Annotated in this window: 10 protein-coding genes; 8 read left to right on the top strand and 2 right to left on the bottom strand. The window is 72.5% G+C overall.

All coding sequences use genetic code 11. The features are described 5' to 3' along the window. The first annotated feature begins 50 nt into the window (after positions 1–50). Both AC1DYG_RS06240 and AC1DYG_RS06235 read left to right on the top strand, forming a co-directional pair. Positions 51–3,311, top strand: coding sequence for an ATP-dependent helicase (locus AC1DYG_RS06240; RefSeq protein WP_477639021.1), 3,261 nt, complete (start codon positions 51–53; stop codon positions 3,309–3,311). Next, positions 3,311–6,763, top strand: a complete 3,453-nt coding sequence (locus AC1DYG_RS06235) for an ATP-dependent helicase (RefSeq protein WP_477639020.1) — start codon at positions 3,311–3,313, stop codon at positions 6,761–6,763. Before AC1DYG_RS06240 ends, AC1DYG_RS06235 begins: the two co-directional genes overlap by 1 nt. Before the next feature lie 30 nt (positions 6,764–6,793). On the opposite strand, the gene AC1DYG_RS06230 is transcribed toward AC1DYG_RS06235, so the two are convergent. Then, positions 6,794–8,173, bottom strand: coding sequence for a phosphotransferase (locus tag AC1DYG_RS06230; RefSeq protein WP_477639019.1), 1,380 nt, complete (start codon positions 8,171–8,173; stop codon positions 6,794–6,796). Positions 8,174–8,214: 41 nt separating this feature from the next. On the opposite strand from AC1DYG_RS06230, the gene nudC reads away from it, so the two are divergent. Then, a complete protein-coding gene (gene nudC / locus AC1DYG_RS06225) occupies positions 8,215–9,204 on the top strand; it encodes an NAD(+) diphosphatase (protein ID WP_477639018.1) in 990 nt (329 codons plus the stop codon). Positions 9,205–9,234: 30 nt separating this feature from the next. Here nudC and AC1DYG_RS06220 read toward each other — a convergent pair whose 3' ends face one another. After that, positions 9,235–9,504 carry a glutaredoxin domain-containing protein gene (locus tag AC1DYG_RS06220; protein ID WP_477615682.1) on the bottom strand — a complete coding sequence of 90 codons (270 nt, stop codon included), beginning with the start codon at positions 9,502–9,504 and terminating at the stop codon, positions 9,235–9,237. A 133-nt stretch (positions 9,505–9,637) separates the two neighbouring features. On the opposite strand from AC1DYG_RS06220, the gene AC1DYG_RS06215 reads away from it, so the two are divergent. The 5 genes from AC1DYG_RS06215 (at position 9,638) to AC1DYG_RS06195 (ending at position 13,591) form a co-directional block, all read left to right on the top strand. Then, the gene (locus AC1DYG_RS06215) at positions 9,638–10,123 is read left to right on the top strand and encodes a PPOX class F420-dependent oxidoreductase (protein ID WP_477639017.1); all 486 of its coding nucleotides are present in this window, start codon (positions 9,638–9,640) and stop codon (positions 10,121–10,123) included. Positions 10,124–10,159: 36 nt separating this feature from the next. Continuing rightward, entirely contained in the window at positions 10,160–12,349 is a 2,190-nt protein-coding gene (locus tag AC1DYG_RS06210) for an ATP-dependent DNA helicase UvrD2 (protein WP_477639016.1), read from the top strand. A 148-nt stretch (positions 12,350–12,497) separates the two neighbouring features. Then, entirely contained in the window at positions 12,498–12,737 is a 240-nt protein-coding gene (locus tag AC1DYG_RS06205) for a hypothetical protein (RefSeq protein WP_477639015.1), read from the top strand. A gap of 267 nt (positions 12,738–13,004) precedes the next feature. Then, a complete protein-coding gene (locus AC1DYG_RS06200; RefSeq protein ID WP_477616690.1) occupies positions 13,005–13,292 on the top strand; it encodes a WhiB family transcriptional regulator in 288 nt (95 codons plus the stop codon). Positions 13,293–13,459: 167 nt separating this feature from the next. Next, positions 13,460–13,591 carry a hypothetical protein gene (locus AC1DYG_RS06195; RefSeq protein ID WP_477615687.1) on the top strand — a complete coding sequence of 44 codons (132 nt, stop codon included), beginning with the start codon at positions 13,460–13,462 and terminating at the stop codon, positions 13,589–13,591. Positions 13,592–13,601 lie beyond the last annotated feature (10 nt).

Below are 13,601 nucleotides of genomic sequence, written 5' to 3'. Positions count from 1 at the left end.
GAGGGCGTGGCGGCCGGTCGCCTGTCGGTCGCAGGTGGTGGGATGAGCGGATGCTGACCCTGCGCCGTGCTCCCAGCGTGGTGGCCGAGGCGCCCCCGCTCGACGACGTCCAGCGGGCTGCCCTCGCCCACCGCGGCGGAGTGCTGCGCGTGCTCGGGGGCCCTGGCACCGGCAAGACGACCACGGCCATCGAGGCCGTCGTGGCGCGGGTCGAGTCGGACGAGGCGACGCCCGACCAGTGCCTCATCCTGACGTCCTCGCGCGTGGCCGCGGGCAGCCTGCGAGAGCGGGTCACCGCCAGGCTCGGCGGCACGTCGACCGAGCCGCTCGCCAGGACGCACCAAGCCCTCGGTTTCGGCATCCTGCGCCAGGCAGCCGCCCTGCGCGGCGACCCCACACCGCGGCTGCTGAGCGGACCCGAGCAGGATGTCATCCTGCGCGAGCTGCTGGCCGGCCACGCCGAGGAGGGCACCGGCCCTGACTGGCCGGAGCGGGTCCACCTGGCTCTGGGCACGCGCGGCTTCAGGGGTGAGCTGCGCGACCTGCTGATGCGGGCGGTCGAGCACGACCTGGAGCCGGCCGACCTCGTCCGGTTGGGGCGCGAGCACGACCGTCCGGAGTGGATCGCCGCAGCGGACGTGCTGGCCGAGTACGACGAGGTGACCGCGCTGTCCGCGCCGGGCGCCTACGACCCGGCGTGGATCCTCGGCGCCGCGGCCGACCTGCTCGAGGAGGACCCGGCGGCACGCGAACGCCTCGTCGACGGTCTGCGCCTGGTGGTGGTCGACGACGCCCAGGAGCTCACCTCGGCCGCCGCGCGCCTGCTGCGCACCATCGCCTCTCCGGGCCTCGACCTGGTCCTGCTCGGCGACCCCGACAGCGCGGTGCAGACCTTCCGCGGCGCCGACCCGCGCCACCTCAGCGACGGCTGGACCCAGCTGGCGACGGGGGTGGAGCGAGCGGTCGAGCCACGCGCGGTCGATGCAGGCTCGGTCGGTGCACGCCCAGGCGGTGAGCCGCGCACGCTGGTGCTGCCCACGGCATACCGGCTCCCGCAGGCCGTGGTCGACGCGGCAGCCAGGGTGGCCCCCAAGATCGGCGCCCTCGGGGGCGGCCTCCAGCGCGGTGCCGCGGCCGGACGCGCCGGTGGCCAGGTCGATGTGCGGTTGCTGCGCGCGGTGAGCCAGGAGGCCAGCTTCGTCGCCGCCGAGCTGCGCGAGTCGCACCTGCGGTTCGGCATTCCGTGGTCGGAGATGGCCGTCATCGTCCGCGGCCAGGGCCGCACCGCGACCTTGCGACGCGTGCTGATGGCGGCGGGGGTGCCTGTCGCCGGGACGGCCACCGACCTGCCGGTGCGCGACGAGGTGGCGGTCCGGCCGTTGCTGGCGCTGCTCGAGGTGGTCCTCGACCTGGCCCGCGGCGCCACCGACGCGCTCGACCCCGAGGTGGCCGTCGACACCCTCCTGTCCCCGGTTGGTGGTGCCGACGCGGTCGGGCTGCGACGGCTGCGCCGGGCGCTGCGCAGGTTCGAGCTCGAGAACGGCGGGGGTCGCACGAGTGACGAGCTGCTCGCCGAAGCCCTGGTCATGCCCGGCGCCCTGATCGAGCTCGGGCCGGAGGCGCACCCCGCTCGGCGGGTGGCCGCCACGATCGCTGCCGGGGTCAAGGCGGCGCGGGGCGCAGTGGAGGGCAACGGCGTCGTGGAGGGCGACGGCGCCGTGGACGGCAACGGCGTCGAGGGCTGGCGCTGGGAGGCGGGGGTCAGCGCGGAGTCGGTGCTCTGGGCGATGTGGGCCGCCACCGGGCTCGGAGCCGAGTGGCAGGCGACCGCTCTCGGCGGGGGTGCAGGCGCCGCGCGGGCGGACCGTGACCTCGACGCCGTCGTGGGGCTGTTCGACGCGGCGGCGAAGTTCGTCGACCGGCTGCCGCAGGCCGGACCCGAGGAGTTCCTGACCCACATCGGGAGCCAGGACATCCCCGGTGACACCCTCGTCGCCCGGTCACCGGTGGGCGAGTCGGTCACCGTGACCACCCCCCAGGCGGCCGCCGGCCGTCAGTGGCACCTCGTGGTGGTGGCCGGGGTGCAGGAGGGCGTCTGGCCCGACCTGCGACTGCGTGGTTCATTGCTGGGTTCGGAGCAGCTGGTCGACGTGGTGTCGGGGCGGGCGACGACCTTCCGGGCCGCGCAGGCAGCCGTGCGCTACGACGAGACCAGGTCGTTCCTCGTCGCGCTGACCCGGGCGAGCGACCGGGTGATCGTGACGGCGGTGCGGTCCGACGACGAGCAGCCGTCGGTCTACCTCGATGTCGTCGATCCGGAAACCATTGCCACCCAAGGAGATCGGCGCTTCGCCGAGGTTGCCCGCACCATGACGCTGCCGACCCTCGTGGGCGAGCTGCGCCGTCAGCTCGTCTCCGAGGACTCGGCCGTGCGCGCCACCGCGGTGGCCGCCCTCTCCCGCCTGACCCGCGAGGGCGTCCCGGGCGCCGACCCCGGTCAGTGGTGGGCGCTGCGCGAGGTGTCCGACGACCGGCCGTTGCGGGCCGACGACCAGGAGGTCAGGGTCTCGCCGAGCAAGGTCGAGTCGTTCGGCAACTGCGGGCTGCGCTGGCTGCTTGGTTCGGTCGGCGGGGACGGGCCGTCCGTGGGCGCCGCAGACATCGGCACGCTCGTCCACGACATCGCGGCCGAGCTCGGTGACGTCGATGCCGACACCCTGGTCGCCGAGGTGGACGCCCGCTGGGGACGCCTCGGTATGCCGGCCGGCTGGGTCTCCGACCGCAAGCGCCTCGAGGCGCACGGCATGGTCCGCCGGCTGGCGACCTACTTCGACGAAGCGCGAGCGGGCGGCTGGGCGCGGCTCGGTGCCGAGATCGACATGAGAGTCGTCCTCGGCAGGGCCGTGCTGAGCGGCAAGGTCGACCGCATCGAGGGCACGCCCGACGGCACCGGCCTGCGCGTCGTCGACTACAAGACGGGCAGCAGCAAGCCCCGCGGCGAGGAGCTGGCGCGTCACCCGCAGCTGGGTGCCTACCAGCTGGGTGTCGAGAGCGGCGCGTTCGGCGAGCTGGGTGACCGGTCCGCCGGGGCCGCCCTGCTCCAGGTCGGCAAGGCCGCGTTGGTCAGGACGACCCTGCAGACGCAGGACCCGTTGCGCGACGACGCGGACCCGCAGTGGGCCGCCGACCTGGTGACGGCGACGGCCGAGGGGATGGCCGGCTCAACCTTCCGGGCGACGGTCGGGGACTGGTGCAAGCTGTGCCAGGTGAGGGCATCCTGTCCGGCGCAGCCCGAGGGGCGGGTGCTCTGATGACGCACAACCCCGTGACGCACGGCCCCGTGACGCAGGGCCTGGCGGCGCAAGGCCCCATGGCGCGAGATCCGTTGTCCGCCAAGGAAATTGCCCTCGCTCTGGGTCAGCCGGAGCCGACTGCTCAGCAGGTCGAGGTCATCGAGGCGCCGATGTCGCCGCTGCTCGTCGTGGCCGGAGCCGGCTCGGGCAAGACCGAGACGATGACCGGCCGCGTCGTGTGGCTGGTGGCCAACGGTTTCGTCGAGCCCGACCAGGTGCTCGGCCTGACCTTCACCCGCAAGGCCGCGACCGAGCTGTCCGAGCGCATCGGTGCCCGCCTGCGGCTGCTCCAACAGCGCGACGTGTGGCACCCGCGCACCGACGACGCCGAGACCGGCGCCGAGGTCCTCGGAGGCACGCCCACCGTGTCGACCTACCACTCGTATGCCGGGCGGCTGGTGCGCGAGCACGCGCTGAGGCTGGGCTACGAGTCCGAGTCGCGGTTGCTGTCCGAGGCCGCCGCGTGGCAGTACGCGTCCGAGGTGGTCGCGGCCTACGACGGCCCGATGGACGACGTGCAGTTCGCCGAGTCCACCGTGACGGCGGCCGTCGTGGACCTGGCCGGCGAGATGGCCGAGCACCTCGTCGGCGTCGGTGACGTCGCGGCATACCTCGAGCGGGTCCTGGACGCCCTCGCGGCGCTGCCCCCGCACGCCGGGGCACGCGGCAAGGACCTGCCCGGCGAGGTCAAGAAGATGCGCGAGCAGCTGCGGGCGCGAGCCGGGGTGCTGCCGATGGTCGAGCGCTACCTCGCGCTCAAGCGCACCCGTGACGCCATGGACTTTGCCGACCAGATGGCGCTGGCCGCCCGACTCGCGATGACCTTCCCGGACATCGGGGCCATCGAGCGGCAGCGCTTCGGTGCCGTGCTGCTCGACGAGTTCCAGGACACCTCGGCCGCCCAGCTCGAGCTGCTCCGGTCGCTGTTCGTCGCTCCGGGGGAGCCGTCGCCCGTGACCGCGGTGGGCGACCCGCACCAGTCGATCTACGGCTGGCGAGGAGCCAGCGCCACCACCCTGAGCGAGTTCCGCAGCGCGTTCGGCACCGACACCGCCCTGGCTCCGGTGCTGCCCCTGGCGACCAGCTGGCGCAACGACGTGGGGGTCCTCCAGGTGGCCAACGCGGTGGCGGGTCCGCTGCGTGCGGGGTCGAAGGTCCCCGTCGACGAGCTGGTCTCGCGGGTGGGGGCTGGCCCGGGTCGGGTGGTGGCTGCTCGCGTCGAGACGGCCGGCGACGAGGCTGCCCTGGTCGCCACGTGGCTGCAGGACCGCCGGGCGGCCGGGGCGAAGTCGTCGGCCGTCCTGTGCCGCAAGCGCTCCCAGTTCGCTGCCCTGATCGATGCGCTCGACTCCCGGGGGATCCCCCACGAGGTCGTCGGCCTCGGCGGGTTGCTGCTCACCCCCGAGGTCGAGGACATCACCGCGCTCCTGCACGTCGTCAACGACCCCAGTCGGGGGGACCAGCTCATGCGGCTGCTCACCGGCCCCCTGTGTCGTCTGGGCGCGGCCGATCTCGACGGACTCATGGCGTGGGCACGCCATCAGCAGGATCTCAGGCTGGGCATCGACGACCGGTTCGCTCCTCAGGACGACGACGACGCGGAGGGAGCGGTCGCGGGGCCTGCGTCGCGCGAGACCCGCGACCAGGCACCCGACAGCTCCGACCGGGTCAGCATCGTCGAGGCCGTCGACGACCCGCCGCGTCCCGGCTGGACCAGCTGGGACGGCAAGGGCCTCAGCGAGGTGGGGCTGGGTCGGCTGCGCGGCCTGCAGCAGGCCATCCGGCGGCTGCGGTCCCTGTCGGCACTGCCGCTGGCCGATCTGGTCGGCGAGGCGGAGCGGGCCCTGGGCCTCGACATCGAGGTGCTGGCCCGAGAGGGCTACACGCCTGCCGCGGCACGCGCCCACCTCGACGCCTTCGCGGACGTCGCGGCGACCTTCACCGTGAGCGCGGACCGGCCCAACCTCGGTGGGTTCCTCGCCTGGCTGGCGGCTGCCCTCAAAGAGGAACGTGGTCTCGACAAGGGCTACATCGAGGCCTCCTCCGACGCGGTCCAGATCCTGACCGTGCACGCGGCGAAGGGCCTGGAATGGGACGCCGTGGCTGTCCCCGGGCTCGTGGAGGGCTCGTTCCCCGCGCTGTCCTCGGCGGCCAGCCGCTCCGACGGCGAGCTGTGGCGGATGTCGTCGCCCAAGCAGCGCGGCTGGATCGGCGGGTTGTCCGACGGTGGCATCCCCTATGCCCTGCGGGGCGACCGCGACGGCCTCCCCCTGCTCGACTGGCAGGGAGGGGCGGACTGGAAGGACATGGAGACCCGGGTCGAGGACTTCCTCCGTGCCGGAGGAGAGCACGGCGTCGACGAGGAACGCCGGCTCGCCTACGTCGCCTTCACCCGGGCCCGGTCCGACATGCTGCTGACGGCGCCGGTGTGGACCGACGGCAAGACCCCCAAGGTGACCTCGCGCTTCCTCACCGAGGTCCTGGAAGCCGAGTCGGCACTGCCCGTCGAGCGTCTCGCCTGGGTCGAGATGCCTGACCCTGCGCTGCCCGAGGAAGCCGTGAACCCCACCGCCGCCGAGGCCGTGTCGGTCCAGTGGCCGGCCGATCCGCTCGCCCAGCGCCGTGCCGCGCTGGCCACTGGCGCCGCCGCCGTCCGGTCCGCGGTCAAGGCGCATGCCGAGGGGTCGGGCCAGCACGTCACGCCCGCTGAGCAAGGACTGCTGCCGATGCCGGGCGCCGCGCTGCCGGTGCTCGAGGAGCTCGACCTGCTGCTCGAGGAACGCCGCCGACTGGCGCACCGTGGCGACGTCACCGTCCTGATGCCGCGGCACCTCTCGGCGTCGGCCGTGGTGGCGCTGGCCCAGGACCCGGCCCGGTTCGCGTCATCCCTGCGACGCCCGATGCCCGAACCCCCGGCGCTGGCCGCTCGCCGGGGGACTGCCTTCCACGCGTGGGTGGAGCAGCACTTCGCCCAGGCCGCCATGGTCGACATCCTCGACCTGCCCGGCAGCGCCGACGACGACCCGGGTGAGGACGGCGACCTTCCCCTCATGAAGGAGCGGTTCCTCGCCAGCGACTGGGCCCACCGCACGCCGGCCGAGATCGAGATCGCGGTGGAGACCGTCATCGACGGGATCGCCGTCCGGGGTCGCATCGACGCGGTGTTCCCCCGGCCGGGCGGTGGCTTCACGATCGTCGACTGGAAGACCGGGGCCAAGCCATCGGGCGCTTCCGGGTCGACGCGGGCCCTGCAGCTCGCGGCCTACCGTGTCGCCTTCGCGCGCCTGCGCGGCCTCGAACTCGGGGCCGTCGATGCGGCGTTCTACTACGCCGCCACGGGCGAGACCGTCTGGCCGGACCTGCCCGACGACGGCGCCCTCGCGACCCTGCTGCGGGGCGTGCCCGACTAGGCGTCAGGCGAGACCGGCTGGGACGAGTGGTTACGGCCGCGGGCTGTAGCCGGGTTCGAACTCGGGCCCGGGGTCGTCGCCCTCGATGGGCTCGGGAGTGCGCACTGCGGATACGTCGATCTCTGCGGTGACGTCGTCCCCGACGAGCTCGAACTGGGGCTTTCCCTCGTCCTCGAGTCCCACGTTGTCCTCGAGTTCGGCGTGGTTCTCGAGTTCGGCGTCGTCCTCGAGTCCCACGTTGTCCTCGAGTTCGGCGTTGTCGTCGAGTTCGGCGTCGTCCTCGAGTCCCACGTTGTCCTCGAGTTCGGCGTTGTCCTCGAGCTCAGAGTCGTCCTCGTCAGGGTCAGCCGTGCGGCCGAACATCACTTCGACGTCGTCCTCTTCGTCGTCGTCGTCGTCGACGACCGGCGGCGGCACCAGCACCGGGCTCTTGGGCCGTGCCGGCGTGAGGCCGGCCCGGCGGTAGTCGTTGGCCTCCTCTTCCTCGGCGTGCACCCGCGCATCCAGTCTGCGCAGCGCCGAGGCATGGCGCTCGACCTCCAACCGGTCACCCCCGGTGACGGCGGACATGAGCTGTGACAGGGTCCGCATCTGGGCGCACAGCCGAGCCCGGGTCAGCAGGTGGACATCAGGGCGTTCGGCGCGGGCGTGCGCATAGGCCTCCATCAAGGTCTCCAGCGCCCTGGGTGACGCCTGGGTGACCAGGGCGAAGAAGTCGTCGGCCGGGTCGGCGACCTTGGCGTCCTCCCAGCCGGTGAGCGCCTTGACCCGACCCGTCGACGCGTCGTCCTCGTCGTCGAAGACCACCAGCACCTGGTCGCCCGTGAGGTCGCCGTGGGTCGGAGTCGGCGCGAACCGCCAGAGCGTGACGTCCTCTAGGAGCTTCTCCCAGCGCGCCAGGAGGCCGGTCGGCACGTGTCCGGTGGCTGCCGCCCGGTCGAGCTCGCTGAGCCGGCGGGTGCGGTAGGTGTCGGCGTCGTAGGCCGGGAGCCCGGCTTCGTCGAACAGCCCGTGGTCCGCGTTGTGCAGCGCCGCGATGGCCCGCCCCAGCTCGGCCGCGAGCCCGGGACCGCCGGGGAGCTGCGCGAAGTCGACGTGCTGCCCCGGAAGGTAGGGATAGATCGCGGCCCGGCCGCCCTCCTTGAGCGCCGCGAACCCCTTCGGCGTCGGCACGCTGAACGGCAGACGTCGCGCCAGCAGGGCCAGCAACCCGAAGGTCGACTCCATCTGGGCCGCGGCGGCCTGGCTGCGTGGCACCCGCACGACCCACCGTCGGTGCTGGGTGTCCTGCACGAACGCCACGTCGTAATGGTGCTCGGGTGCACCGGGGAGGGCCTCGACGCTGGCCGGGTCGAGGCCCGGCACGGCGGCACTCGCGAGTGCGGCGAGGAAGAGGGGGCTGCGGTCCACACCGTCACCGTATGCCGTGCGGGCGCGCCTAGGGTGGAGGCGTGGGCCTCCTGACCGAAACTCTCCCGAATGTCTCGCTCGCCCGTCCTGGCCTGGACCGTCACGCGGAGCGCCGGGCGGATCCGGACCTCGTGCCGCGGCTGCTGGCCGAGCCCGCCACCCGCGTCCTGGTGGTGCGCGGTGACAAGGTTCCCGTGGTGACCCGTGACGCCCCGAGCGAGGGCGCACCGGGCGGGGGCGCACCGAGTAAGGGCGCCCTTGACGAGCCCGCCCTGGCGCTGCGACCGCCACTGGGGTCCGACTCGGCCGCGCTGGTCCTCTACCTGGGGCAGGACGGTGCGGGCACGGCATACCTCGCGGTGGCTGAGCCGGCCGCTCCGGAGGGTGAGGTGCCGGCGGATGAGGAGGACAACTGGCGCTCGCTGCGCCAGATCGGGGCGGACCTGTCCGACCGCGACGCCACCCTCTTCGCCACCGCGCTGGCGCTGGCGAACTGGCACTCGACCCACACCCACTGTCCGCGCTGCGGCGCCCCGACCACACCCGTGCAGGGAGGGTGGCTGCGCCGGTGCGAGCAGGACGGCAGCGAGCACTACCCGCGCACCGACGTCGCGGTGATCATGTCCGTCATCGACGACCAGGACCGGATCCTGCTGGCCCGGGGTGCGGGGTGGGGGACCGGGCGCTTCTCGGTGCTGGCGGGCTTCCTCGAGCCGGGCGAGAGCCTGGCCGCGGCGGTCGCTCGAGAGGTGCACGAGGAGGTCGGCCTGGAGGTCAGCGAGGTCGAGTACCTCGGGGACCAGCCGTGGCCGTTCCCGAACTCGATCATGGTGGGGTTCACCGCCCGCGCCAACGGCAGCGACCTGCGACTGCAGGAGTCCGAGATCGCCGAGGCCCGGTGGTTCACGCGAGACGAGTACCGCGAGATCCTCGCCGCGGGTCACGTCAGTGCGTCGACGCGCCTCTCGATCGCCCGCCGCATCATCGAGCGCTGGCTGGGCCACGACCTCGAGGACGGCGCACCCGGCTGAGGAGCGGGTCGGCTCGGCCGGTCAGGGGAGTCAGGACGCGAGCTTCTTCTTGACCTCGTGGATCGAGGGGTTCGTGGCAGAAGAGCCGTCCGGGAAGAGCAGTGTGGGGACGGTCTGGTTGCCGTCGTTGGCGTCCATCACGAACTTCACGGCCTCCGGCACGTCCTCGATGTTCACCTCGGTGAAGGCAATGCCCTCGCGACCCATCTGGGCCTTGAGACGGTTGCAGTACCCGCACCAGGACGTGCTGAACATGGTCACGGAGCCGGGGGCAGGGGACTTCAGGGCGGTGGCGCTCATGCGTCGCGTCTCTTTCGAAGGTGGGGTCGCAGGTGGGGGCGGTCGCACGGACCGGGGGTGTGCGTCGTGGTCAACACCGACCCGGCGGCATACCTTCCGCGCCGGAGTGTGACCTCTATGACCATGATGTCCCATGCCGCAGAATCCCGCGCACGACCCCGCACTGCTCGCCCTGGCTGCCGGGCGCAACCTGGGCGCCCTCGCTGCTCTCAAGCGGGACGGCCGGCCCCAGCTCTCGATGGTCAACTTCGCGCTGGACCAGACCGGCAACAACGACCCCAACAATCCCACTGGTCCCACTGGTCCCGCTGGCCCCAGCGTCCGGGTGTCGGTGGTCGACGGTCGCGCCAAGGTGGCGAACCTGTTGCGCGACCTGAGGGCTTCGCTCATGGTCACCTCGCCCGACGGCTGGTCGTATGCCGTGCTCGAGGGTGACGTCGAGTTCTCGCCCGTGGCGGCGGCACGGGACGACGAGACCGTGGAGGAGCTGGTTGAGCTGTTCCGCACCATCCGGGGGGAGGACCACTCGGACTGGGACGACTACCGGCGCGCGATGGTGCAGGACCACCGCCGCATCCTGCGGCTGCACGTGACCCGGGTCTACGGCCTGGTCCAGTGACGACGGGCGTCGGTCGCGCATGACAGGATCGCGCCGATGCCTATCCAGCCCCGCGGCATACCCGTGCACGCCTCCGCCGACGACATCCTCGACGCCCTCGACCCCGAGCAGCGCGAGGTGGCCGCGCACCCCTTGGGGCCCATGGTGGTGCTCGCGGGCGCGGGCACGGGCAAGACGCGGGCCATCACCCACCGGATCGCCTACGGCGTGCACTCCGGCGCCTACCAGGGCCAGCGTGTGCTGGCGGTGACGTTCACCGCGCGCGCAGCCGGTGAGATGCGCACCCGCCTTCGCACCCTCGGCGTCGCCGGCGTGCAGGCGCGCACCTTCCACGCGGCGGCGCTGCGGCAGCTGCACTACTTCTGGCCCCAGGCCATCGGCGGCGCCGCTCCCGAGGTGATGAGCCAGAAGGCCGCGGCGGTGGCCCAGGCCGCCGCGTCGCTGCGGCTCGACCTCGCGCGCGACCGCACCGCCATCCGTGACCTCGCCGCCGAGGTGGAATGGGCCAAGGTCTCGATGCTCACCCCGGAGACGTATGCCGCAGGGGCGCGGGCCGCCCGCCGCGAACCTCCCGGTCTGGACGCGACCGCCATGGCGCGGGTGCTCGAGGCCTACGAGCAGGTGAAGACCCAGCGCGGCGTGATCGACTTCGAGGACGTCCTGCTGCTCACGGTCGGGATCCTCGCGGAGCGCGACGACATCGCCCGCGCGGTGCGTTCGCAGTACCGCCACTTCGTCGTGGACGAGTACCAGGACGTCAACGCGCTGCAGCAACGGCTGCTCGACCTGTGGGTGGGGCAGCGCGACGACCTGTGCGTCGTGGGCGACCCGGCCCAGACGATCTACTCCTTCACGGGGGCGAGCCCGGCGCACCTGCTGGACTTCCAGACGCGGCACCCCAAGGCCCAGGTCGTCCGGCTGGTCCGCAACTACCGGTCGACCCCCCAGATCGTCGGGCTGGCCAACCTCGTCGTGCGGGGGCCGTCGGGCTCGATGCGCAGCAACGCCGTGCAGCTGCAGGCCCAGGCTGCCGACGGCCCGACACCGGTGCTGAGCTCCCATCCGGACGACCCGGCCGAGGCGGCAGCGGTGGCCGGCGAGATCGCCAAGCGCGTGGCCGACGGGGTCTCCCCGGCCGAGATCGCGGTCCTGTTCCGCACCAACGGGCAGTCCGAGGCGTTCGAGTCCGCGCTGGCCGAGCAGGAGATCCCCTACCTCGTCCGGGGAGGGGAGCGGTTCTTCTCGCGCAGAGAGGTCCGCGACGCGATCCTGCTGCTGCGTGGGGCGGCCCGCTCGGACGACTCGTCCAAGCCACTGCCCGAGCTGGTTCGTGACGTCCTCCTCGGTGCCGGCTGGACCCGAGAGGCCCCGGGATCGGGAGGGGCCGGCCGCGAGCGGTGGGAGTCCCTCAGTGCGCTCGCCGCCCTGTCCGACGACCTGGTGGTGGCCACGCCAGAGGCGCGCCTGCCCGACTTCGTCCGCGAGCTCGACGAGCGCGCCGCGGCGCAGCACGCCCCGGCCGTGCAGGGCGTCACGCTGGCCTCCCTGCACGCGGCCAAGGGGCTGGAGTGGGATGTCGTGTTCCTCGCCGGCGTCTCTGACGGCTACCTGCCGATCATGATGGCCGAGACACCCGAGGCGATCGAGGAGGAGCGGCGGCTCACCTACGTCGGGGTGACGCGGGCCAGGCGCGAGCTGCGGTTGTCGTGGTCGGGGGCCCGGACGCCGGGCGCCCGCGCCAGCCGACGACCGTCCCGGTTCCTCGACGGCGCCGCGAGCATCCTCGGTGACGGTGCCCGGTCCGCACCCAAGGGATCCGGCAAGGTGGGCGGCGGCAAGGGTGGGCGCGGCAAGCCCCTCAAGCCGGTGCTTCCCGCCCACTGCCGCACCTGCGGCGCCGAGCTGACCACCGCGGGCCAGCGCAAGACCGGTCGGTGTGACACCTGTCCGCCGACCTACTCCGAGGAGACGTTCGAGCGCCTTCGCGCGTGGCGCCTCGCCGTCGCGCGCGAGACCAGCGTGCCGGCCTACGTCGTCTTCACCGACGCGACGCTGACGGCGATCGCCGAGCGTGAACCCACGTCCGAGGGCGAGCTGACCCAGATCTCGGGCGTCGGAGCGCGCAAGCTCGGGCTCTACGGCGCGCAGGTCCTGGCCCTCATCGATGGCGAGGACGTCGAATCTGTGCTCGAAAGCCGTTCTACTGCAACGGATTCCGACGACTAGGCGTTCGTCCGCGAATTCTTTGCGGGAATTCTCGTTAAATGCGTTGCTGCCGCCACAGGGCGTCCCCTACTCTGGACGAACACACCAGCCCAGGGTGTCGCGCGCGATGCGCTGGGGTCCACGAGCAGCCGAAGGAGGGTAGGTCCCAATGGAGAACATCACGATGACGATCGACGCGACTCACATGTCCCGCGTCCGTTCCGTGTGCCCCGAGGTCGGCCGTGTCCTCCTCGCAGGCAACCGTGGATGGGTCCAGGGGACCACTGTGCCCGCGCCCATCGCCGCCCGTGTGATCACCGATGCCCCGGTTCCGACGTTCTACGTCGGCGGCTTCGGCGCCACCACCAAGGATCTCGAGTTCCGTCCCTTCGGAGACCCACCTGTCTAGGCCACCAGCCAGCAGGCCCTCTCCAAGGCCGCGGAACCCGATATCCGGGATCCGCGGCCTTTCTGTTTGCCCCACCGGATGTTCGCACCGCCGGTTGGCCAACAGCAGAGATTTCTTCCGCACCACCACCAGCAGGAAGAAGCACCACCAGATGAAGTTCGACACCGAAGAGAACGGGCCGGCCCCCGACCGGGGACCCGCCGGCCAGACGGAACCAGGAGAACTCGCCACCACCGTGGCGGGACGACGAGAGGGAGGTGACACCCGATGCATTTGAGCGCACTCCACGACCTGAACGAGCAGGCCGCGATCGTTGGCGCCGGCATCCCGTGTCGAGACAACGACGCCGAGATGTGGTTCGCCGAGAGCCCGGCCGACGTCGAGTTCGCAAAGTCGCTGTGCCACACGTGTCCGGCCCTGGCCGCCTGCCTTGCGGGTGCCCTCGAGCGGTCGGAGCCGTGGGGCGTGTGGGGCGGTGAGCTCTTCGTCCAGGGAGCCGTCGTCGCACGCAAGCGGCCGCGGGGCCGGCCGCGGAAGAACCCGGTCGCCGCCTGATGTCGTCCGCGACGCCCGTCGTGACCTGTCGGGGGAACACCGGCGGGGGCGCCGGAGGGGTGATCGCGGGGCCMGCCGCAGGAGCTGGCCCCGCGGGACCGACCGTCGATCCCGTCCACGATCCCGACCACACCGATTTCCACCTTTCACTCACCAGGAGTTTCACCATGTTCCAGGCCTTGTACGCCGACCTGGCGCGCGCCCATCGAAAGCGCCGCCAACGGGAGTACCAGCGCCGGCTCGAGGCGCAGGCGCAGCACGACATGCTGCTCGCCCTGCCTCGCATGCTGGCCCGGTGACCCCCGTGCC

The sequence above is a fragment of the Pedococcus sp. P1_H8 genome (assembly GCF_056405175.1).
Note: the sequence above shows the minus strand (reverse complement) of the source record. Positions and strands in the feature narration are given on the sequence as shown.